The 22,592-nt window shown below is 62.0% G+C and carries 23 protein-coding genes; 20 read left to right on the plus strand and 3 right to left on the minus strand.

What is annotated here, in order from left to right:
- From H9642_RS10080 to H9642_RS10130, 11 genes are all read left to right on the plus strand, one after another.
- Entirely contained in the window at positions 1 to 186 is a 186-nt protein-coding gene (locus H9642_RS10080) for a cbb3-type cytochrome oxidase subunit 3 (RefSeq protein ID WP_251836311.1), read from the plus strand.
- Positions 183 to 1,097 (plus strand): cytochrome-c oxidase, cbb3-type subunit III, encoded by a 915-nt coding sequence (gene ccoP / locus H9642_RS10085; protein WP_251836312.1) that lies wholly within the window; start codon positions 183 to 185, stop codon positions 1,095 to 1,097. Before H9642_RS10080 ends, ccoP (H9642_RS10085) begins: the two co-directional genes overlap by 4 nt.
- 354 nt (positions 1,098 to 1,451) lie before the next feature.
- A complete protein-coding gene (ccoN, locus tag H9642_RS10090; protein ID WP_251836313.1) occupies positions 1,452 to 2,894 on the plus strand; it encodes a cytochrome-c oxidase, cbb3-type subunit I in 1,443 nt (480 codons plus the stop codon).
- Positions 2,894 to 3,505 carry a cytochrome-c oxidase, cbb3-type subunit II gene (gene ccoO, locus H9642_RS10095; protein WP_251836314.1) on the plus strand — a complete coding sequence of 204 codons (612 nt, stop codon included), beginning with the start codon at positions 2,894 to 2,896 and terminating at the stop codon, positions 3,503 to 3,505. The genes ccoN and ccoO overlap by 1 nt, the downstream gene beginning before the upstream one ends.
- 7 nt (positions 3,506 to 3,512) lie before the next feature.
- A complete protein-coding gene (locus H9642_RS10100; protein WP_251836315.1) occupies positions 3,513 to 3,698 on the plus strand; it encodes a cbb3-type cytochrome oxidase subunit 3 in 186 nt (61 codons plus the stop codon).
- Entirely contained in the window at positions 3,695 to 4,618 is a 924-nt protein-coding gene (gene ccoP, locus H9642_RS10105) for a cytochrome-c oxidase, cbb3-type subunit III (RefSeq protein ID WP_251836316.1), read from the plus strand. Before H9642_RS10100 ends, ccoP (H9642_RS10105) begins: the two co-directional genes overlap by 4 nt.
- Positions 4,619 to 4,743: 125 nt before the next feature.
- Positions 4,744 to 6,156, plus strand: coding sequence for a cytochrome c oxidase accessory protein CcoG (gene ccoG, locus H9642_RS10110; protein WP_251836317.1), 1,413 nt, complete (start codon positions 4,744 to 4,746; stop codon positions 6,154 to 6,156).
- A gap of 15 nt (positions 6,157 to 6,171) precedes the next feature.
- Positions 6,172 to 6,672 (plus strand): FixH family protein, encoded by a 501-nt coding sequence (locus H9642_RS10115; RefSeq protein WP_251836318.1) that lies wholly within the window; start codon positions 6,172 to 6,174, stop codon positions 6,670 to 6,672.
- An 11-nt stretch (positions 6,673 to 6,683) separates the two neighbouring features.
- Positions 6,684 to 9,140 (plus strand): heavy metal translocating P-type ATPase, encoded by a 2,457-nt coding sequence (locus tag H9642_RS10120; RefSeq protein ID WP_251836319.1) that lies wholly within the window; start codon positions 6,684 to 6,686, stop codon positions 9,138 to 9,140.
- A 28-nt stretch (positions 9,141 to 9,168) separates the two neighbouring features.
- Positions 9,169 to 9,378 carry a cbb3-type cytochrome oxidase assembly protein CcoS gene (gene ccoS / locus H9642_RS10125; RefSeq protein WP_251836320.1) on the plus strand — a complete coding sequence of 70 codons (210 nt, stop codon included), beginning with the start codon at positions 9,169 to 9,171 and terminating at the stop codon, positions 9,376 to 9,378.
- A complete protein-coding gene (locus H9642_RS10130) occupies positions 9,371 to 10,093 on the plus strand; it encodes a sulfite exporter TauE/SafE family protein (RefSeq protein ID WP_251836321.1) in 723 nt (240 codons plus the stop codon). Before ccoS ends, H9642_RS10130 begins: the two co-directional genes overlap by 8 nt.
- A gap of 133 nt (positions 10,094 to 10,226) precedes the next feature.
- Here the strand turns inward: H9642_RS10130 and H9642_RS10135 are convergent, their stop codons facing one another.
- The gene (locus H9642_RS10135; protein ID WP_251836322.1) at positions 10,227 to 10,463 is read right to left on the minus strand and encodes a glutaredoxin family protein; all 237 of its coding nucleotides are present in this window, start codon (positions 10,461 to 10,463) and stop codon (positions 10,227 to 10,229) included.
- Between the two features lie 255 nt (positions 10,464 to 10,718).
- Here H9642_RS10135 and H9642_RS10140 point away from each other — a divergent pair, with 255 nt between their 5' ends.
- The 6 genes from H9642_RS10140 (at position 10,719) to H9642_RS10165 (ending at position 15,204) form a co-directional block, all read left to right on the plus strand.
- Entirely contained in the window at positions 10,719 to 10,955 is a 237-nt protein-coding gene (locus H9642_RS10140; protein WP_251836323.1) for a hypothetical protein, read from the plus strand.
- Positions 10,956 to 11,084: 129 nt separating this feature from the next.
- Entirely contained in the window at positions 11,085 to 11,492 is a 408-nt protein-coding gene (locus H9642_RS10145) for an ElaB/YgaM/YqjD family protein (protein ID WP_251836324.1), read from the plus strand.
- A gap of 11 nt (positions 11,493 to 11,503) precedes the next feature.
- Positions 11,504 to 11,890, plus strand: a complete 387-nt coding sequence (locus tag H9642_RS10150; protein ID WP_251836325.1) for a phage holin family protein — start codon at positions 11,504 to 11,506, stop codon at positions 11,888 to 11,890.
- Positions 11,887 to 12,243, plus strand: coding sequence for a hypothetical protein (locus tag H9642_RS10155; RefSeq protein ID WP_251836326.1), 357 nt, complete (start codon positions 11,887 to 11,889; stop codon positions 12,241 to 12,243). The genes H9642_RS10150 and H9642_RS10155 overlap by 4 nt, the downstream gene beginning before the upstream one ends.
- A gap of 273 nt (positions 12,244 to 12,516) precedes the next feature.
- Entirely contained in the window at positions 12,517 to 13,845 is a 1,329-nt protein-coding gene (locus H9642_RS10160) for a deoxyguanosinetriphosphate triphosphohydrolase (RefSeq protein ID WP_251836327.1), read from the plus strand.
- Positions 13,846 to 14,223: 378 nt separating this feature from the next.
- Positions 14,224 to 15,204 carry an FUSC family protein gene (locus H9642_RS10165; protein WP_251836328.1) on the plus strand — a complete coding sequence of 327 codons (981 nt, stop codon included), beginning with the start codon at positions 14,224 to 14,226 and terminating at the stop codon, positions 15,202 to 15,204.
- 239 nt (positions 15,205 to 15,443) lie between these two features.
- Here the strand turns inward: H9642_RS10165 and H9642_RS10170 are convergent, their stop codons facing one another.
- Positions 15,444 to 16,448, minus strand: a complete 1,005-nt coding sequence (locus H9642_RS10170) for a c-type cytochrome (protein WP_251836329.1) — start codon at positions 16,446 to 16,448, stop codon at positions 15,444 to 15,446.
- Between the two features lie 14 nt (positions 16,449 to 16,462).
- Positions 16,463 to 17,098 carry a c-type cytochrome gene (locus H9642_RS10175; RefSeq protein WP_251836330.1) on the minus strand — a complete coding sequence of 212 codons (636 nt, stop codon included), beginning with the start codon at positions 17,096 to 17,098 and terminating at the stop codon, positions 16,463 to 16,465.
- 271 nt (positions 17,099 to 17,369) lie between these two features.
- Here H9642_RS10175 and H9642_RS10180 point away from each other — a divergent pair, with 271 nt between their 5' ends.
- The 3 genes from H9642_RS10180 (at position 17,370) to H9642_RS10190 (ending at position 22,421) form a co-directional block, all read left to right on the plus strand.
- Positions 17,370 to 18,065: a response regulator gene (locus H9642_RS10180; protein ID WP_251836331.1), complete on the plus strand. Its 696-nt coding sequence runs from the start codon at positions 17,370 to 17,372 to the stop codon at positions 18,063 to 18,065.
- Positions 18,062 to 19,390, plus strand: a complete 1,329-nt coding sequence (locus H9642_RS10185; RefSeq protein WP_251836332.1) for an ATP-binding protein — start codon at positions 18,062 to 18,064, stop codon at positions 19,388 to 19,390. Before H9642_RS10180 ends, H9642_RS10185 begins: the two co-directional genes overlap by 4 nt.
- A gap of 70 nt (positions 19,391 to 19,460) precedes the next feature.
- Positions 19,461 to 22,421: an HD domain-containing phosphohydrolase gene (locus H9642_RS10190; protein ID WP_251836333.1), complete on the plus strand. Its 2,961-nt coding sequence runs from the start codon at positions 19,461 to 19,463 to the stop codon at positions 22,419 to 22,421.
- Positions 22,422 to 22,592 lie beyond the last annotated feature (171 nt).

Here is a 22,592-nt window from a genome sequence, read left to right on the forward strand (position 1 = left end):
ATGGATATCGGGATACTGCGTGGCCTGGGAACCATTCTGGTGTTTGCCGCCTTCATTGGCGTGGTGGCCTGGGCTTACAACAGCAAGCGGCAGAGCGCCTTCAACGAAGCCGCCAACCTGCCTTTTGCCGACGACCCCGAACCCGTCTCGCACAACCAGCAAGTCTCTAGGAGTAACCAAGAATGACTTCTTTCTGGAGCTGGTATATCACCCTGCTCACCCTCGGCTCCCTGGTGGCGCTGCTCTGGTTGGTTTTTGCCACCCGCAAGGGCGAATCCAAAGGCACCACCGAAAAGACCATGGGCCACTCGTTCGATGGCATCGAGGAGTATGACAACCCACTACCTAGATGGTGGTTCCTGCTATTCATCGGCACCATTGGCTTTGCCGTGCTCTACCTGATCCTGTATCCCGGCCTGGGCAACTGGAAAGGCGTACTGCCGGGCTATGAAAACGGCTGGAGCCAAGTGGCGCAATGGGAACGCGAAGTCGCGCGCGCCGATGGCCAATACGGGCCGATCTTCGCCAAATACGCGGCGATGCCGCTGGAAGAAGTAGCCCGGGATGAACACGCGCAGAAAATGGGCGGACGCATGTTCGCCACCTACTGCTCGATCTGCCACGGCTCGGATGCCAAAGGCTCGATGGGCTTCCCCAACCTGGCCGATGACAATTGGCGCTGGGGCGGTTCGCCCAACGACATCAAGAGCAGCATTCTGCACGGCCGTACAGGCGTGATGCCGGCCTGGGGCGCAGTCATTGGTGAAGACGGTGTGAAAAACGTCGCAGCTTATGTGCGTCAGGATCTGGCCGGCCTGAAACTTCAGGAAGGCACCGAGGTCGATCTGCAAGCCGGCCAGCAGACCTACGCCAGCACCTGCGCGGTCTGTCACGGCGCCAACGGCGAAGGCATGGCCATGCTCGGCGCGCCCGCACTCAACAGCCCGGCCGGCTGGATTTACGGCTCGAGCCTGGCCCAGCTGCAGCAGACCATCCGCCATGGCCGCAACGGCCAGATGCCGGCTCAGGAGCAGTACCTTGGCGAAGACAAGGTGCATGTATTGGCCGCCTATGTACTGAGCTTGTCGCAGCAATAAGCGGTCAGTTGAAAGGGCACAGGGAAGTGCCCTATAACGCTCTCCGGGATTGATGCCTCCTGCACAAACCCCCTACGACTCGATGTGACGGATTGTCGCACTTGGTCGCTCATTTGCCCCTATTCGGGCTAGTCGCCGTACCATATCCGCCGCAACTTGACCGCGACAATGTCCCAATGATCTGGTTTTCCGACCAGAGGTTTTCATTGAGCCTCAAATTGGACGCAAAGCCTTGATTTATATGGGCCCGGAAACCGTTCAGAAATGCCAACTCGTTTGCATTGACTACCCGGTTTCTCCATACTTGCCGCCGTTTTTCGCCTCGTGCGTGCCTCTAACCGTGGAACCCCAAAAATGAGTACAGCAATCAATCAGACTGCTTATAACTATAAGGTGGTCCGCCAGTTCGCCATTATGACGGTGGTCTGGGGGGTCATTGGTATGGGTATAGGTGTGTTAATCGCCGCCCAGCTTGTATGGCCGCAGCTCAACTTCGACACGGCCTGGCTCAGCTTCGGTCGTCTGCGTCCGCTGCACACCAACGCGGTGATTTTCGCGTTTGGCGGCTGCGCTCTGATGGCCACTTCCTTTTACGTGGTTCAGCGCACCTGCCAGGCGCGTCTGATCTCCGATGGCCTTGCCGCATTCACCTTCTGGGGCTGGCAGGCTGTTATCGTCCTGGCGGTGATCACCCTGCCGCAGGGTTTCACCAGCTCCAAGGAATACGCTGAACTGGAATGGCCGATCGACATCCTCCTCGGGATTGTCTGGATCACCTACGCCGTCGTGTTCTTCGGCACCATCATGAAGCGCACCACCAAGCACATTTATGTGGGCAACTGGTTCTACGGCGCGTTCATCCTGGTGACGGCGATGCTGCACATCGTCAACAACCTGGAAATCCCGGTTACCTGGTTCAAGTCCTACTCCCTCTACTCCGGCGCCACTGACGCCATGGTGCAGTGGTGGTACGGGCACAACGCCGTGGGCTTCTTCCTGACCACCGGCTTCCTGGGCATGATGTACTACTTCGTACCCAAGCAAGCCGGCCGTCCGGTCTACTCCTATCGCCTGTCCATCGTGCACTTCTGGGCGCTGATCACCCTGTACATCTGGGCCGGTCCGCACCACCTGCACTACACCGCACTGCCGGACTGGGCGCAGTCCCTGGGCATGGTGATGTCGATCATCCTGTTGGCGCCCAGCTGGGGCGGCATGATCAACGGCATGATGACCCTGTCGGGCGCCTGGCATAAGCTGCGCACCGACCCGATCCTGCGTTTCCTGGTCGTGTCCCTGGCGTTCTACGGCATGTCGACCTTCGAAGGTCCGATGATGGCCATCAAGACCGTCAACGCCCTGTCCCACTACACCGACTGGACCATCGGCCACGTACACGCCGGCGCCCTCGGCTGGGTGGCAATGATTTCCATCGGCGCCCTGTACCACATGACCCCGAAGGTGTTCGGCCGCGAAGAGATGTACAGCATCCCGCTGATCAACGCCCATTTCTGGCTGGCCACCATCGGCACCGTGCTGTACATCGCCTCCATGTGGGTCAACGGTATCACCCAGGGCCTGATGTGGCGCGCAGTCAACCAAGACGGCACCCTCACCTATTCGTTCGTTGAAGCGCTGGAAGCCAGCCACCCCGGTTTCTTCGTACGTGCCCTGGGCGGCGCGTTCTTCCTGACCGGCATGCTGCTGATGGCCTACAACACCTGGCGCACCGTGCGCGCGGCCAAGCCTGAAGAAATTGAAGCCGCTGCGAAGTTCACGGTTCAAGGAGCCCATTAATGAAATCGCACGAGATACTCGAGAAGAACATCGGTCTGCTGACCTTCTTCATGATCATCGCCGTGAGCATCGGCGGTCTGACCCAGATCGTCCCGCTGTTCTTCCAGGACGTGGTCAACGAGCCGGTGGAAGGCATGAAGCCCTACACCGCGCTGCAACTGGAAGGCCGCGACCTGTACATCCGTGAAGGCTGCGTCGGCTGCCACTCGCAGATGATCCGTCCGTTCCGTGCTGAAACCGAGCGCTACGGCCATTACTCCGTGGCCGGCGAAAGCGTCTGGGATCACCCGTTCCTGTGGGGCTCCAAGCGTACCGGTCCGGACCTGGCCCGTGTCGGCGGTCGTTACTCCGATGACTGGCACCGTGCGCACCTGTACAACCCGCGCAACGTAGTGCCCGAGTCGAAGATGCCGTCCTACCCCTGGCTGGTGGAAAACCGCCTCGACGGCAAGGACACCGCCAAGAAAATGCAGGCCTTGCGCACCCTGGGCGTGCCTTACAGCGACGAAGACATCGCCGCTGCCAAGGATGCCGTGAAGGGCAAGACCGAAATGGACGCCATGGTTGCCTACCTGCAGGTCCTTGGCACCTCGCTCACGAACAAACGGTAACGCAGCTATGGAAATTGGGCTCATACGCGGTCTCGGAACCCTGGTGGTATTCATCGCCTTCATCGGCGTGGTGCTCTGGGCTTACAACAGCAAACGCAAGAAGGGTTTTGACGAAGCCGCCAACCTGCCCTTCGCCGATGAGCCCAAGTCCGACCAGCGCGAAGAAAAAGATTCCCGGAGTAATAACGAATGACCAGTTTCTGGAATTGGTACGTCACCATTCTCAGCCTCGGCACCATTGCGGCGCTGACCTGGCTGCTGTTCGCGACCCGCAAGGGCCAGCGTCCGGACAGTTCGGAGCAAACCACCGGACACACCTACGACGGCATCGAGGAATATGACAATCCTCTGCCCAAGTGGTGGTTCATGATGTTCATCGGCACCATCGTCTTCTCCCTCGGTTACCTGGCCCTGTACCCTGGCCTGGGTAACTGGAAAGGCATCCTGCCCGGCTACGAAAATGGCTGGACGGGCGTTGCCCAGTGGGAAAAGGAAGTGGCCAAGGCCGACGAGCAGTACGGCCCGTTGTTCGCCAAATACGCCGCCATGCCGGTGGCCGAAGTGGCCCAGGACGAGCAAGCCCTGAAAATGGGCGGTCGTCTGTTCGCCTCCAACTGCTCGGTATGCCACGGCTCCGACGCCAAGGGCGCCTATGGCTTCCCCAACCTGACCGACGACGACTGGCTTTACGGCGGCGAGCCGGACACCATCAAGACCACCATCCTGCACGGCCGCACCGCCGCCATGCCGGGCTGGAAGGACGTGATTGGCGAAGACGGCATCCGCCACACTGCGGGTTATGTACGCAGCCTGTCTGGCCTGGAAAATCCGGAAGGACTTAAGGTTGATCTTGCCGCAGGTCAAAAGATCTTCGAGACCAATTGCGTAGTCTGCCATGGTCCGGATGCCAAGGGCCTGCAGATGCTAGGCGCACCGAACCTGACCGACCGCGTATGGTTGTACGGTTCCAGCTTCGCGCAGATCTCGCAGACCCTGCGCCACGGCCGTAACGGTCACATGCCGGCCCAGGAAGCCTTCCTCGGCAACGACAAGGTGCACCTGCTTGCTGCCTATGTGTACAGCCTGTCTCAGAGCGCTGGAGAGAAAAACTAACGCTCCAATGCGACCTAAGGTCGCACTGTAAAAGGAACCTTCAGGCGTACCATAGGTAGCTGGCTAATTGACCCTGGGTGGCATGCATCACCCAGGGCATCCACTTAAAGCTGTGGTACGTACTGATGAGCGAACAGATTCCCGTTAGAAATGTGACTCCTACGGTCAAATCGGCCGAAAGCGTCGACCTTTACGCCACGCGTGAAAAGATCTTTACCCGCGCCTTTACCGGCGTGTTCCGCAACTTCCGCCGTTTCGGCGGCGCCCTGCTCTTCCTGCTTTATTTCGGCACGGTGTGGCTGAACTGGAACGGCCGCCAGGCGGTGTTCTGGGACCTGCCCGAGCGTAAATTCCATATTTTCAGCGCCACCTTCTGGCCCCAGGATTTCATCCTGCTGTCCGCGCTGCTGATCATCTGTGCCTTTGGCCTGTTCTTCATCACCGTGTTTGCCGGTCGCGTCTGGTGTGGCTACACCTGCCCACAAAGCGTGTTCACCTGGGTCTACATGTGGGCCGAAAAGGTCACTGAAGGTGACCGCAACCAGCGCATCAAGCTGGACAAGGCGCCGATGAGCGCCAACAAATTCTTCCGCCGTCTCGCCAAGCACGCCATCTGGCTGGGCGTCGCGCTGGCCACGGCGATCACCTTCGTCGGCTACTTCACACCGATCCGCGAACTGGTCCCCAACCTGCTGACCCTCGACGTCAGCGGCTGGGCGCTGTTCTGGATCGGTTTCTTCACCCTGGCCACCTACGGCAACGCCGGCTTCCTGCGCGAGCAAGTGTGCATCTACATGTGCCCCTACGCTCGCTTCCAGAGCGTGATGTTCGACAAGGACACGCTGATCGTCTCCTACGATCCGCGCCGCGGCGAGGCCCGTGGCCCGCGCAAGAAAGGCGCCGATTACAAAGCCGAAGGCCTGGGCGATTGCATCGACTGCACCATGTGCGTGCAGGTCTGCCCGACCGGTATCGACATCCGCAACGGCCTGCAGATCGAATGCATCGGCTGCGCCGCGTGCATCGACGCCTGCGACAGCATCATGGACAAGATGGACTACCCGCGCGGGTTGATCAGCTACACCACCGAGCACAACCTGGCCGGTCAGAAAACCCATCTCATTCGTCCGCGCCTGATCGGCTACGCCGCTGCACTGCTGGCCATGATCGGTCTGTTCATCTATGCCGTAGCCGCCCGCCCGCTGGTGCAAATCGACGTGCTCAAGGACCGCGTGCTGTATCGCGAGAACGAGGAAGGCCGCATCGAGAACGTCTACACCGTGAAAATCATGAACAAGGCACAACAGGACATGATCTTCACGCTCAATGCCGATGGCCTCGACGGCCTGGTTTTCGAGGGCAAGCGTGAAGTGCGCGTCGCTGCCGGCGAAGTGCTCTCGGTTCCGGTGGAGCTGTCCATCGAGCCGGAAAAACTGCCGTCGAGCACCAACACCATCTTCTTCCGCGTCCAATCCGCGGATGACGCACGCATCAACAATGACGCCGACAGCCGATTCATCGGCCCCGTCGTCCGTTAAAGCAAAAGGGCTAGTATGCAGTCGCAATCCGAAAGTCGCTGGTACAAGCAGTTCTGGGCCTGGTTCGTCATCGGCATCCTTGCCATGGCCGTGATCCTAGGCACCAGCTTGCTGGTAATCGCCATCAAGAACCCGGTGAGCATGGTGGTGGACAATTACTATGACGTCGGCAAGGGCATCAATACCTCGCTGCAGCGAGAACAACTGGCGCGCAAGCTGAACCTCAAAGCCATGCTCACGCTCGATAACGAGACCGGTCTGGCGACGCTGCAGCTCGACGGCTACAGCAACCCGCCGCAATTGGAGCTGAACGTGATTTCGCCGACCCAGGAAGAAAAGGACCGGCGCATCATCCTGCAACCGCAAGGCGAGGGTCGCTACCAGGGCATGATGCAGGACGACACCATCCAGGGCCGTCGTTTCATCGAGCTGCTCGGCCAGGAAGGCGGCCAGGCCTGGCGCCTGTATGAAGAGAAGGATCTGCAGTCCGGCGAACCGGTCAGCCTCGGCGACTGAACCGCGCCACGATGAGCCATCCGACCCCCTGCTACCACTGCGGCTTGCCGGTTCCCTCCGGCAGCCGCTTTGTCGCGCCGGTACTGGGCGAGCGCCGTGAGTTCTGCTGCCCCGGTTGCCAGGCAGTGGCTGAAGCCATCGTCCAGGGCGGCCTGGAAAGCTATTATCGACACCGCAGCGAACCGTCGGCCAATCCCGAGGCATTTCCCCAGGAACTCAGCGACGAACTGGCGCTGTACGACCGTCCCGACGTTCAGCAGCCCTTCGTCCAGCACCAGGGCGACCTCGCCGAGACCTGCCTGCTGGTGGAAGGCATCAGTTGCGCCGCCTGTGGCTGGCTGATCGAAAAGCACTTGCGCAGCCTACCGGGCGTCGCCGAAGCGCGGCTCAACTTGTCCAATCACCGCCTGCAGGTGCGCTGGGCTGACAGTCAGATTCCCCTCAGCGAGCTGTTGAAAAGCTTGCGCCGGGTCGGCTACGCGGCCCACCCCTACCAGGCCGACAAGGCTGCCGAACAACTGGCCAGCGAGAACCGCCGCGCCCTGCGGCAAATCGGCATGGCCGGCCTGCTGTGGTTCCAGGTCATGATGGCGACCATGGCCACCTGGCCGGAATTCAACCTCGACCTGTCCCACAGCTTCCACGTGATCCTGCGCTGGACGGCGCTGATTCTCACCACGCCGATCGTCTTCTATTGTTGCGGACAATTCTTCCGCGGTGCCTGGCGCGACCTGCGCACCCGTCACCTGACCATGGACGTGTCAGTGTCCTTGGCCATTGGCGGCGCCTACCTGGCCGGCATCTGGTCGACGCTGACCGGCCAGGGCGAGCTGTATTTCGATGCCGTGGGCATGTTCGCGCTGTTCCTACTCGCCGGCCGCTACCTTGAACGCCGCGCCCGCGAACGCACCGCTGCGGCCACCGCGCAGCTGGTGAACCTGCTGCCGGGCTCTTGCCTGCGCCTGGACGCTGACGGCCAGAGCCAGCGCATTCTGCTCAGCGAATTGCAACTGGGCGACCAGGTATTGGTCCAGCCCGGCGCCCTGCTGCCCGCCGATGGACGCATCCTCAGTGGCCAGTCGAGCGTCGATGAATCGCTGCTCACCGGCGAATACCTGCCCCTGCCGCGTGGTGTCGGCGATCAGGTCACCGCCGGCACCCTGAACGTGGAAGGTCCGCTGACCGTGGAAGTACAGGCGCTGGGTGATAACACGCGGCTGTCAGCCATCGTGCGCCTGCTGGAACGCGCCCAGAGCGAAAAGCCGCGCCTGGCCGAACTGGCCGACCGAGTTGCGCACTGGTTCTTGCTGATCGTGCTGCTGGTGGCCACTGTGATTGGCCTCGTCTGGTGGCAGATCGACTCGGACCGCGCCTTCTGGGTGGTGCTCAGCCTACTGGTCGCCACCTGCCCCTGTGCGTTGTCCCTGGCCACCCCCACTGCGCTGACGGCCGCCACCGGGAGTCTGCACAAGCTCGGCCTGCTGCTCACCCGCGGACATGTGCTGGAAGGCCTCAACCAGATCGATACGGTGATCTTCGACAAGACCGGCACGCTCACCGAAGGCCGTCTGACCCTGCGCGCCATCCACCCATTGCGTGACCTTGACCAGGATGCCTGCCTGGCCTTGGCCGCCGCGCTGGAAAACCGCTCCGAACACCCCATCGCTCGCGCGTTCGGCCGCGCCGCACAGGCCGCCGACCAAGTGGAAAGCCACCCCGGCTTGGGTCTTGAAGGCTGGGTCCGGGAACGTCGCCTGCGTATCGGCCAGCCGGACTTTGTTGCCGCGCTGCACGGCCAACCGGCGCCGGCGATTCCCGGTGACCAAGGCCAGTGGCTGTTGCTCGGCGATGAACAAGGCCCGCTGGCCTGGCTGGTACTCGATGACCGTCTGCGCGCCGATGCGCCGGCGCTGATCGAGGCCTGCCGCGAACAGGGTTGGCGCATCCTGTTGCTGTCGGGCGACAGCTCGCCGATGGTCGGTGAAATTGCCCGCCAACTGGGTATTGAAGAGGCTCGTGGCGGGCTTACACCGGATGCCAAGCTTGAGGTCCTGCAGCAACTGCGCAGCAAAGGCCGCAAAGTGCTGATGCTTGGCGATGGCGTCAACGACGTGCCGGTACTGGCCGCCGCCGATATCAGCGTGGCCATGGGCTCGGCCACCGACCTGGCCAAGACCAGTGCGGACGCGGTGCTGCTCTCCAACCGACTCGACAGCCTGGTCCAGGCGCTGCCGATTGCCCGGCGTACACGGCGCATCATCATTGAAAACCTGGGCTGGGCAACGGCGTACAATGGGTTGATCCTGCCCTTCGCCGCCATTGGCTGGGTAACCCCGGCCTGGGCGGCAATCGGCATGTCGGTGAGTTCCCTGCTGGTGGTGTTGAATGCCTTGCGCCTGTCTGGCCAGCCCACACCTGGACACCAGGCCAGCGCCGGCACGGCACTTTCGCCAGCAACGGCGGATTGACGCCGCTCGCAGCCTACCGGAGGTTCCCATGGCCGCTCTGTATTTCATGATTCCCGTGGCCGTCATCGTCGTCGGCCTGGCCATCTGGCTATTCTTCTGGGCCGTGGACAATGGTCAGTACGATGACCTGGACAGCCCCGCCCACAGCATCCTGTTCGACGACGACGATCCCAAGCACCTGGCCGGTGTCGACAAGGCCAACGACAAACAACCGGAGCAGGACGACCCGCGTGCTTGAACTCGCCCCGCAGCTGGTTTCGGCGCTGATCCTCGGCCTGCTGGGGGGCGGCCATTGCCTGGGCATGTGTGGCGGCCTGATGGGCGCGCTGACCTTGGCTATCCCGGCTGAACAGCGCGGGCGCCGGGTGCGGCTGCTGCTGGGCTACAACCTTGGGCGAATTTTCAGTTATGCCGCCGCTGGCTTGCTGATTGGCCTGGCCGGCTGGGCCGTGGCCAGCAGTCCGGCCGCCATGACGCTGCGTGTGGTCGCAGCCCTGCTGTTGATTTGCATGGGGCTATACCTGGCCGGCTGGTGGAGTGGTCTGACGCGCATCGAGGCCCTGGGCCGTGGCTTGTGGCGGTTTATCCAGCCGCTGACCAGGCGTTTCATGCCGGTGAGCAGCGTGCCCCGCGCATTGATTCTCGGCGCGCTGTGGGGCTGGCTGCCCTGCGGCCTGGTGTACAGCACCCTGTTATGGGCTGCCAGCCAGGGCAATGCCCTGGACAGCGCGCTGTTGATGTTCGCCTTCGGCCTCGGCACCTGGCCGGTGCTTCTGGCGACCGGGCTTGCCGCCGAGCGCCTTACCGCCCTGCTGCGCAAACGCGGCGTGCGTATCGCCGGTGGCCTGCTGGTGATTCTCTTCGGCTTGTGGACGCTGCCCGGGCCACACCAGGCGTGGCTGATGGGTCATGGCGGCCACGCTCAGCCGGCCAGTGAACTGCATCAGCATTAACGGAAAACGAACCGCTGCGCTCACGCCATCTGCACGCCACTACGGGGCCGTTGCCTGTACCTGAACGACGTTTCTATTGTTCACCTAGCCGGGTGGATGTCGTTAACCCTATGGGCTGGCAATCGGCAAATGGCTAGCGCAAAAACTCCACTACCTGTTCACCATCGAACGGCCAATTCAATTCCGCGCCAGTGTCGCAGCGGCGCAGGACGGGAATGGTCAGTGCGTATTTTTCCATCCACTCCTCATGCTCGGCGATATCCACCAGCTCGACCAACAGGCCGTGCTCGACAAAAGGCATCAGCAGAGCCTCAGCCACTTCGCACAAATGACAGCCCAGGGTGCCGAAGAGTTGGCATTCAGGGGGCATCGCAATACTCCTCACGTTGATCCATGCAGTTTAGCGTGCCGCGCTCTGAATCGGGCCTTTCTGCCCCAAATGACCCTGCAAGGCGTTACCAGACGCACCAGTACGGAGCACATCCCGCCACAGGACAACCGCAACCCACGGGCATGCGGAGCATGGCGCGGTCTGGTATGGCTCTTGCTCGGCTCGTCATGCCACTAGCACAACACATAAGAGGGGAGATTCTTTGTGGAACTCACCAGGGAAATTCTCGCGTGCATGCAACACATACGGCGCCAGCTACGCCAAGAATTGGCGCTGGACATCCATATCAGTGAGAGTGATGCGGTGCCCCGCATGGTTGAATGCTGCGCGCAGTCGGCGAACGCCGAAACGCGCGACATGGGCGAGCACCTCAGCGAGCTCAGCGGCATTCGCCGAGCCCCGCCCGTGCTCACCGAGGCGCAATTGGTCGCCCGCTATATGGAGCGCTACACCGGCACCCTACGCGGATAACGCTTGACCGCTCTCCATACGCTACGTCGGACAATTCGTTCGCAACACGGAGTCTCACTTTCTCTCAAGGAACCTTGCTCCGCTTCGATGCTCAGAAACAAAGACACCCATCGGCATCAGGAGACAACCATGGCCCTGAACGACCCGTTTGACCCGTCCCAACAGCCCGACACCTCGAGCTCGTTCGATACCCAATCCCGGTCCCCCATCGACAAGGAAGCCCACCGGCGCAACCTGCATGACGCGCAGCGGGCCTTGCGAGCGGAGTTTCAGACACTGATTGGCGATGCCGAGCGTTTGTTGAACCAGACCAAGGACAGTGCTGGCGGGCAAACCGAAGAATTGCGCGGCAAGATCACCGAGAACATCGAACGGGCCAAGTCAATGCTCAAGGACAGCGAAGCGAGCATGCGCGAGCAAGGCCAGGCGGCCCGGCAGGCCACCGAGGATTACCTTTACACCCACCCTTGGCAATCGTTGGGCATCGCTGCCGGAGTGGGCTTCCTGCTAGGCCTGTTAACTGCTCCGCGGCGCTGAGAGGTCCTGTGATGGACGCAACCACCCCCACTGGCGAGCCAGGCACCGAGCCCTCCCTGAAGCGGCTCGGTGGCGCGGCGCTCGGTCTGCTGCAGGGTCACCTGGAACTGTTCGGCCTGGAGTTCAAGGAAGAAAAGTCGCGTACCTTCCGTCTGTTTATCTACGCCGCGCTGAGCCTGATCTTTGGCTTGCTGGTGGTGATAGGCCTGTCGGCAGCCATCGTGATCGCCGCCTGGGAAACCCACCGCATGCTCGCCATCATTGCCCTGTGCGTGCTGTATGCCATCGGCCTGGCGATCTGCCTGGTCAAGGTCGTGCATCTGGCTCGCCAGGGAGAAAAACTCTTTCATGCCACCGTGGAAGAATTGGCCCGCAACCGGGAGCGCCTGCTGCCATGAGCCCCCTCACTACCCCACCGCTGCACGAACAACGCAAGGAGCTGGTGCGCTTGCGCATGGAAATGCACCGCCAGCAATTGCGCTACCACTCTGAGCCCATCCGCCACCCGTTGAACGGCCTTCGCCAATTGTTCAGCGCCAGCTCTTCGCAGTCGCGAGCGAGCAACACCACGCCGATGATGCTCGCCGGCACCGCGTTTCTGGCCTTGTTCGGCAAACGTCTGGGAGTCATCGGCAAGCTTGCCCGGGTCGGCCTGTTGGTCTATCCGGTGGTGCGCGCCATGCAAAAAAAAGCAGAGAACGGCAATCCCCACCCCACATTGCAACGCCGGCCAATCCAGCATCGACTTTAGCAATGTGAGTCAGCCGCGCCATCGGTTCCATCAGGTCGGAGCCAGTTTGCTGACGATGACGGACTTGATTGCAACGAGTAGCCAGCAAGCTGGCTCTTACAACTTCCGAGGAGGCCCGTAGGCCACTTTCCACCTCCAACGATAGGGCTCGGTGAGCAATCGAAACTGTTGTCCACCCTGCCAACCGTCACCCCTGCGCCACTCGCCGGCTCGCTTGCAGGGTGGTTCATTAACGTCGAAGCTAACGGCCTTTCCCTGGATGAGGATAGGCCTGTGGACTGGCAGACCCTGCTTAACCAAGAACGTCTCGGCAAGCCGCTCAGCAGCGAAGAACCTGGACGTAGTCCGTTCCACAAGGACCACGACCGGGTGATTTTTTCCGGCGCCTTCCGCCGTTTAGGTCGCAAGACCCAGGTGCACCCGGTCACCAGCAACGACCATATCCATACCCGCTTGACCCACTCGCTGGAAGTCAGCTGCGTCGGCCGCTCCCTGGGTATGCGCGTCGGCGAAGTGTTACGGGATGAATTACCCGCCTGGTGCGACCCCGCCGACCTCGGCATGATCGTGCAGTCCGCATGCCTGGCCCATGACATCGGTAATCCGCCCTTCGGCCATTCCGGCGAAGATGCCATCCGCCATTGGTTTCAGCAGGCTGCCGGACGCGGCTGGCTGGACGAGATGAGCGAAATCGAGCGCAGCGACTTCCTCAATTTCGAGGGCAACGCCCAAGGGTTCCGTGTGCTCACCCAACTGGAATATCACCAGTTCGACGGCGGCATGCGCCTTACCTACGCCACCCTGGGCACCTACCTCAAATACCCCTGGAGCGCGCAGCACGCCGAAGCCCAGGGCTACAAGAAACACAAGTTCAGCTGTTACCAGAGCGAATTGCCGATTCTGCAGAATGTCGCTCAGAAGCTAGGCCTGCCACAAATTGCCGAGCACCGCTGGGCCCGACATCCTCTGGTGTACCTGATGGAGGCGGCGGACGATATCTGCTACGCGCTGATCGATCTGGAAGACGGCCTGGAGATGAACCTGCTCGATTATCCGGAAGTCGAGTCACTGCTGCTCGGTCTGGTGGGTGACGACCTGCCGGAAACCTACCGCATGCTCGGCCCCAACGACTCGCGGCGGCGCAAGCTAGCGATCCTGCGCGGCAAGGCCATCGAGCATTTGACCAACGCTGCAGCTCGTGCCTTCGTCGAACAGCGCGACAGCCTGCTGGCCGGTACACTACGCGGCGATTTGGTCGAACACATGCATGGCCCGGCGCGCTATTGCGTACAGCAAGCCAAGGCCACCGCGAGGGAGAAGATCTTTCAGGACAAACGCAAGACCTTGCATGAGATCGGCGCCTACACCACTTTGGAAATCCTTCTCAACGCTTTTTGCGGCGCCGCGCTGGAACAGCACGGCGGGCGCACGCCCTCGTTCAAGCATCGGCGGGTTCTGGATTTGCTCGGCAACAATGCCCCTGATCCCCGCCGGCCGTTGCACCATGCCTTTTTGCGTATGATCGACTTCATCGCGGGAATGACCGACAGCTACGCCAGTGAAATGGCCCTGGAACTGACGGGGCGCGCCAGGCCGCTGTGATTGAACATTCGTCATAACGGCCAGTCTATCCTCCAGGCGCAAGCCAAGCGCAGCAGCCGTATGGCGGTGATACGAGGCTGCCCATGGGTCGTCCGTATAAGGGTTTAGCCGTCGCAATATTCTTCTGCAACAGCCAGGTGCGTCTTGCGCAGATGCCCGAATGGCCTGACAGGAAGCTCAATGTAATGTCCCGGGGAATTCTCTGTAGGCCGTTAAAACCCGTGGTGTGGGTAGCGCCGCGTGTTGTTCCGTACCCTACGCAAGCTGATAACGTCTCGCCTCGTTACTTCCTTGCCTGCCTTCGCTGCTGATATGGCCCAGGTTAGACCTCACGCCCGTCGCTGGCGAATCCGTGCCTCGGCCTGGAGCATCGCCAGCATGGCGACTGTCGGCTGTGCATTGCCGTTGGCACTGGGTCTGGTCAGTGGCCACAACGGGTTTCTGTGGGCTGCGCTGGGCGCTTTCCAGGCATCGCTGGCCAACCCCCTGCATCGCTTTGGCATGCTGCGCATGCTGCTGATTACGCTCGTGGGCGCCTGCAGCGCCGGTGTGGGGTACTGGTCGGGCACGCAACCCCTGGCCAGCCTGATGTTGTTCGCCGCCATGGGGCTGCTATTGGCCCTCTTGCAGCGCTATGGCAACGAGGCCGGCAAGCTCGGCCTGGCCTTGGCGGTTTGCCTGTGCCTGGGCCAGGGCAGCTACGGCGAAGGGGACCTGCATTCGCCGGCGGCGGTGTCCGCCCTGTTCATTCTCGGCGGCCTGTGGACCACCCTGCTCGCCTTCATCCTGCGCGGCTTGCATGCCTTGCCCACCTGGCCTCCCATGCCGCGCCTGCTCGCCGTGCTCAAGGTGCTGCGCAACCATGCTCGGCAAGCCCCCCAACAGCAATGGGCCCTGCACGCACTGGCGTGCATGGTGGCCCTTGGCGTAGCCGGCTGGCTGAATGACGTGCTGCAACTGGGTCATGGCTACTGGCTGAGCCTGACCGTGGTGATTACCCTGCAGCTGAATGTGGTGCCCAGCTTCAAGCGCGTGCTGCAAACAGTTGTGGTGGTGCTGATCGCCAGCGCGCTGCTCACCGCCGTTGGGCATAGCCTACTCACCCCGCTGATGCTGAGCGCCTGCCTGCTGCCCGTACTGTTCTTCAACCGTGCGCTGCAGGCCAACCATTACCTGCTGTTTTCCCTGCAGACCACGCTGTGCTGCCTGCTGTTGCGCGAAAGCCTGGCGCTGGATTGGAACGATCCACAAAGCCGTCTGCTCAACGTTCTGCTCGGCAGCCTGCTGGTGCTGCTGGTGGCGCTGTTGACGCATCTCATCAAGCGGCTGCTGACCCGACGCAACAAGGCCATTGCCTGACGGGCAGCATGTCCGTAATCAGCGCCGATCGTAAACACCCGCCGACGAAGTCACCTCTTGCGGCAGGCTGCCCGGTCACTGCGCACTTCCATCCCACCCCTGCGTAACGAGTGCCCCAGCAAACACAACCAATAAATTCGCGCCAATAAAAACGCCACGTCTCCCAAGCAGGAAGACGTGGCGTTTAGCACAGCAGGCAGGCTCACAGCCCGTCGACCGAGCGCGATGGACTGCCCTCGTTACTCTGCGGTAAAGGTGCGTGGCCGCAGCACGTCGGGCTTGAGGAAGTCCTTTTCGCCGACGTTGTCATGATCACCCAACAGTCGACCGTTCACCTTCAGGCCGTAGCTGGTGTTCGCGTGAAAGGTCTTCAGATACTTCTCGCGGGTTTCTCGTACATCGCCGGTGTAACGGGGCTCCTGCGGACGTTCCTGGCTGTTGATGTAATAGGCCACATCCCAGGCGTCCTGATCGCTCAAGCTGTTCGGCCGGCCCAGCGGCATGTTGTGTTTGACGAACGAGGCCAGGGTGAAATGCCGGACCAGGCCAGCCCCCCAGTTATTCGAGCCGTCGCCCCAGGTAGCCGGGAACACCACCTTGCCATTTTGCACCAGGCCGCTGCCGTCGGCGCCATGGCACATGACGCAATTGGTTTCGAAGACCTTTTTGCCGCGGGCATAGTCCATGCCCTTGGCCGGCTCTGGCAGGCGTGGGTAGCCACGCCCATAGATCTGGCCCTCGGGATACATGGGCACGCCCTTGGCCAGCCACTGGTGATAGGCCGCCAGGGCAATCATGTCATCGCTGCCATAGGCGGGCGGCTTGCCGTTCATGGAGTAGCTGAAGCAGCCGGCAATGCGCTCCTCCAGGTTATTCACATGACCGTTCTTGCCGCGAAAGTCCGGCAGAGTGACCGCCGCCGGCCACACCGGACCGGCAAACGGCTGACGCCCTTCGCCCATGTGGCAACTGCTGCAGTTCATGTTGTTGAACACGTTCTTGCCGCGCAGTTGCTGGGTGTTCACGAACAGGTCATGCCCCCGACGAATCACCCGTTTGAGTTCCGGGTGCATGTTGTTTTTTTCCAGGTCTTCCATGGTGGGCGGTACATGCACGAACTGCCCTTCCTTGGGCTGCGGGACATTGGCCGGATAACGCGCCTCGGCCTGCACATTCAGACTGACCAGGCTGACCAGAGCGGCGAACGCCCAGGCCTGTGGAAAATAACGTGTGGAGATGTTCATCGATTCGCTCCTGATCACCGGGCCGATTGACGCGAGAGCCACTGCGACACCGCACGGATGTCACGCTCGTCCAGACGCTCGGCAATGGCCAGCATCAAATGTTGCGGATCATTGTCACGCGTGCCGTTCTTCCAGGCGCGCAATTGGCCGGCAAGGTAATCGGCGTGCTGTCCGGCAATTCCCGGGAAGTGCGCGCCCACACCCTGGTTGTCCGGCCCGTGGCAGCTTTGGCACGGCACGATGTAGCGATCCCAGTCGCCTACGGTCGCGAGTTTTTCGCCGTGGGCCAGCTCGTCGGCGCTGGCCTTTTCTCCGCCCTTGGCGGAGCGAGTGGGCAACTGACTGAAATACACCGCGACATCGCGCATCTGCTGCTCGCTGAGCATGTTCGCGAACGGCGTCATGGTCGCACTGGTGCGCTTGCCGCTCTTCATATCCTGCAGTTGCTTGAGCAGATAATCGGCATCCAGCCCGGCCAAACGCGGCCAGGATTCCCCGCCTGGGATGTTCATGCCGTTGCCGTCAACCTGGTGGCAGGCGGCACAGATGGCAGCCGCCTGCTGGCCGGACTTGGCGTCGCCGTCCACGGCATGGGCGCTGGCAATCCCTAACCCAAGGGCCGCAATGGCCACCGTGAATGTACGTTTCATTTTCATTGTTCTTCCCCCTGCGAACATCGAGAAAACCACGCATCAATTGGGTGCGACAAAAAAACTCACACGCCACATAGGGGTATGTTGCTGGGGCAGAATTAACGGAGCATTAAGGGAAACTCTGAAAGCACTCTCCCGTAAAGCGAGAGCGTTAGGCGCTACGGGCGCCGCCACTCCCTTTCTGAATGCCTCGACACCGCCTACGGCAGCCAAGTGATGACCAGCTGGGCATAATGCCAACCTCTCTTTTCTTGCCGTGAGAATGCGCATGCATGTCTTACTCACCGAAGACGACACCCTGATCGCCCACGGCATCGTCGCCGGGCTGAACGCCCAAGGGCTGACCGTCGACCATGCCACCACCGCTGCGCAGGCCGAGGCTATGCTGCACGCCGCCTGTTTCGATGTGCTGATCCTTGACCTCGGCCTGCCTGATGAAGACGGCCTTGCCCTGCTGCAGCGTTTGCGCCGCCAGGGCTTGAACCTGCCGGTACTGATTCTTAGCGCCCGTGACGCAGTGGCCGAGCGGGTTGCCGGCTTGCAAGCCGGCGCCGACGATTACCTGCTCAAACCCTTCGACCTACGCGAACTGGCCGCGCGCCTGCACAGCCTGCTGCGGCGTGCCGCCGGACGCTGCGTGAACCTGATCGAGCATGGTCGCCTGCGCTACGACCCGAGCGGTTGCCAAGCCTTCCTCGATGGCGTGCCGGTGGACCTGTCACGCCGCGAACAAGCCTTGTTGCAAACCCTGCTGAACAACCGTGATCGCGTGCTGAGCAGCGCGCAATTGAAGGATGCGGTCTACGGCTTCAGCGACGATGTGGAAAGTAACGCCCTCAACGTGCACATCCACCACCTTCGTCGCAAGCTGGGCCCCAGCATCGTCGAAACCGTGCGTGGCCTGGGTTACCGCCTCGGCCCCGTCGGCGACTCCATGCCCGTGCGCGCGACTGCCGAGCCATGAGCCTGCGCCTGCGTCTGTCGCTGATCCTTGGCACGGCCTTTCTACTGCTCTGGTCACTGGCGGCAGCCTGGATGCTCTATGACCTGCGCGATGAGATGATGCGGTCGCTCGACCAGCGCCTGGCCTCTTCCGCACGCATGGTCGCCGGGCTGATCGCCCAGGTGCCGCAACCGGTGCGCAACGAGATGCACGAACGCCGCCTGAGCGCCGAACAGCTGGGTATTCCCAACGGGCTGACCTGCCAGGTCAGCTCACTGCGCGGCGAAATTCTCTCGCGCAGCCATTCCACCCCGGATCGCCAACTGGATGCCGGCGGCAAAGGCTTCCGCACCCAGGTCATCGAAGGTATTCCCTGGCGCAGCTTCACGCTGATCCAGGACGACCTGCGCATCACCACCGCCGACCGCATCGATGAGCGCACTGTCATCGAACACTCGATCTGGCTGAGCGCCGCCGTGCCGGTCGGGTTGGCCTTGCTGGGCAGCCTGATGATTCTCTGGCTCGGCATTGCCCATGGCCTGGCGCCGCTGCAACGCATCCGCGATGCGCTGACTCAGCGCGGTGCCGACGACCTGCAACCCCTGCAGGTGCCGGCGCTACCGAGCGAACTGCGACCGCTGGTGGCCTCGCAAAATCAGCTCTTACGACGCATTGCCGAGGCCGTTGAACGCGAACGCAGCCTGACCGACAACGCCGCCCACGAACTGCGCAGCCCGTTGACCGCGATCAAGACTCACCTGCAGGTGGCGCGCATGACCGAAGGCGCCACCGCCGCCCAGGCGCTGGCCCACGCCGAAGAAGGTGCCAACCGCCTGCAATGCACCCTGGAACAACTGCTGCTGCTCGCGCGCCTGGACGGCGACGTACCGTTCGACGATGGTCTGCGGTGCAACGCTGCGGACATTGCCCGGTTGGCCATCGAGGATGTCAGCACGTCCCATGACACGCCCATCATCCTGCACCTGGGCGAAGACCTGTCGCCCGCCCCGCTGGACATGCCGCCTTCTCTGGCCATCACCGCACTGCGCAACCTGCTGGAGAACGCGGTGCGCCATACCGCGCCAGGCACATCCGTCGAACTGCAGGTAGAACACATCGACGACACTGTCGATTTTACCGTGCGTGACCATGGCCCCGGCATCGCCGATGAGCACATGCAACATCTCACCCAGCGTTTCTGGCGACACGGCCAGGGCGGCAGTAGCGGACTGGGGCTGGCCATCGTACAGGCCATCGCGCAACGCTGCGGCTGCTCCCTGAGCATTGCCAATGGCCTAGGCGGTCTTTCAGCCAGCCTGACCACCCGCCTGCGCAGGCAGACCTGAGGCCCTATCGCTAAGCTGAGAAGCAAGCCCTCTGGGCCTCATTGGAAGATGGCTGCCACAGGAGTTCTGCATGTTCCACTCGGCTCGTAGCTACGCCCGACGCCTGCCCCTGCATGTTCACATCGCCCTGCTGATTGGCGCCCTGCTACTGATCAGCGCACTGATTCTCGGTTTTTTTCATTACCGGCAAACCAGCCAGATTATTTATGACAGCAGCGCCAAGCTGTCCCAGCAGATCCAGCTTGCCGTAGAGCAGGACCTTCAACAGACGTTCACGCCGATTCGCCACTTGCTCAACCTGCTCGCCCTCGCACCCGCCGCACAAAGTGACAGCCTGCCACAGCGTATGGCGCTGTTCGAACCCTTCATCCAGGCCTTGCGCGACAACCCGCAGCTGGACTCGCTTTACCTGGGCTACCCGGACGGCGATTTTTTCATGGTCCGCCCCCTGCGACACGCGCACTTGAAGGCTCTCCTCAATGCGCCAGCGCAAGCCACCTATCAGGTGTGGTCCATCGAGCGTCGCAATGGCGAGCAACATTCCCTTCATCAGTTTTTCGATAGCCACATGCAGCTGATCAGTCAGGTGCCACAAGCCGTGGAGCCCTACGATCCCCGGCTACGCGAATGGTACGCCAGCGCGGGAGAAAGCGATGACCAGATCACCACCGAACCCTATGTGTTTTATTCCAGCCGCCAAGTCGGCACCACCCTCGCCCGGCGCATCGGCATGGGCCCGGTGCTGGCCGCCGACCTTACATTGGCCAATCTGTCCGCCACGCTGGCCCGTCACAACGTCACCCCGGATACCCAACTGGTGCTGTTCGACAGCCAGGGCCGCGCCGTGGCCTATCCGCTGAGCGAGCGTCTCGTGGTGGGTAACGACGCCAACGAACTGATCCAGGCACGCGAACTCAGCCCTGGCCTGGCGGCCTTGCTGGACATGCCCGACCTGCTCCAGGGCCGCCTGCATCTAGCGGGGCGCAACTGGCTCGTCTCCCGCAGTCATTTGTACGAAGGTGGTCCCAAGGGGCTGAATCTGGCGATTCTGGTACCTGAAGATGAACTGCTCGCCGATGCTTTGCGCATCCGCTGGCAGGGCGCGCTGATCACCCTCGGCGTGCTGCTGCTTTGCCTGCCGCTGGGTTGGCTGGCTTCGCGGCTGGTGGTCAAGCCGCTGCGCGATCTGGCACGCAATGCCGAAGCCATCGGCCGCTTCGATTTCAGCCATCCCGGTACGGGGCGCTCACTGGTACTCGAGGTCGATCAGCTGGCGCTGGTCATGCAGCGCATGAAAACCAGCCTGGCCAGCTTCCTGGAAATCAATGCCTCGCTGGCCGCCGAAACCCGCTACGACGAACTGCTTGAACGCGTGCTGCGCGAGACCGTAGGCATCGCCCAGGCCGACGCCGGCCTGCTGTACCTGCGCGATGCCGACAGCGGACGGCTGGAACCCCACGGCTGGATCTGCGAAGGCATCGATGCCGACTCCTGCCTGGAAACCCACCGCCTGACCCGCTATGCCGACAGCGCCAGCGCGCCGGTGTGGCTGCGCCAGCCAGCTGAGGGCGGCGAAAGCATGGTACTGGCCCTGGGCTACGAACAGGCCGAAGACTTGCGCGTACTGCTGGATACGCTCCAGTGCCGGCAAGCCCACCTGCTTACCTGCGGGCTGCATAACCGCCAGGGCGATACCATCGGCGTGCTGCTGTTGGCCAACCGGCACAGTAGCGCCCAAGACGAGGATCCGAGCCTGTTGCAACCGGAACGCATCGCCTTCGTCGAAGCCGTCTCCGGCGCCGCCGCCCTGAGCATCGAAAGCCAGCGTCTGCTGAATAAACAAAAGCAACTGCTGGACGCCTTCATTCAGGTCATTGCCGGCGCCATCGATGCGAAAAGTCCCTACACCGGCGGGCACTGCCAGCGCGTGCCGGAACTGGCCATGATGCTCGCCAAAACCGCCGCCGCCAGCAACGCACCGGCATTCGCCAACTACCGTCCCAATGCCGACGACTGGGAAACCCTGCACATTGCCGCCTGGATGCACGACTGCGGCAAGGTCACCACGCCCGAATATGTGGTCGACAAAGCCACCAAGCTGGAAACGATCTACGACCGCATCCATGAAATCCGCACGCGCTTTGAAGTGCTCAAACGCGACGTCTGGATCTACTACTGGCAGGCCCGCGCCGCCGGCGCGGACGACGCCGCACTGGCCACCAAACGCGACCGCCTGCTCAACGAACTGGACGATGATTTCGCCTTCGTCGCCCAGTGCAACTTGGGCGGTGAAAATATGGCCGATGTCGACCTGCAACGCCTGCAGCGCATTGCTGAACGCCGCTGGTTGCGCACCCTCGACGACCGCCTGGGGCTGTCCTGGGAAGAAGCCCAGCGCAAAGCGCAACATCCCGCCCTTCCCCTTCCGGTGGAAGAAAAACTCCTCGCCGATCGCCCCGAGCACTGTATCGACTGGCCCGCCCAGGAACGTCTGGAGCCCGACAACCCCTGGGGCTTTCACATGCAGGTGCCACAGTACAAATTCAACCGCGGCGAACTGCACAACCTCTCCGTGCGCCACGGCACCCTGACCGATGAGGACCGCTACATCATCAATCACCACATCGTGCAAACCATCATCATGCTCGAACAGCTGCCCTTCCCCGCCCACCTGCGCGACGTACCGAACATGGCCGGCAGCCACCACGAACGCATGGATGGCAGCGGCTACCCCCGTCGCCTGACTGCCGCACAGATGAGCCTACCGGCGCGCATGATGGCCATCGCCGACATCTTCGAAGCCCTCACCGCCGTCGACCGCCCTTATAAGCGCGGCAAGACCCTCAGCGAAGCCCTCGGCCTGATGGCCACCATGTGCCACAACCAGCACATCGATCCGGAGTTGTTCGAACTGTTCGTACGCAGCGACGTGCCCTGGCGCTATGCCAAGCGGTATTTGCAGGAAGAGCAGATTGATGAGGTGGATGTGGAGGGGGTGTTGCGGAGGGCAGCGTGTGGGGCGGATGGCTGACAGCCTGTATTGATTAATCAGGCAATTCCCCCTGCGCGGGAATGACGAGTAACTCCCGTCGTCCTCGCGCAGACGTGGACCCAAAGGCTTTGAGGCGTCTACGAGATAGAGGCGATTCAGCGCTACGTTTTGACTCACGACTTGCCGAGGACCTCCTTATGCGAAGCAATA

Origin of the sequence: Serpens gallinarum (genome assembly GCF_014836765.1) — a bacterium.
GTDB lineage: Bacteria > Pseudomonadota > Gammaproteobacteria > Pseudomonadales > Pseudomonadaceae > Serpens > Serpens gallinarum.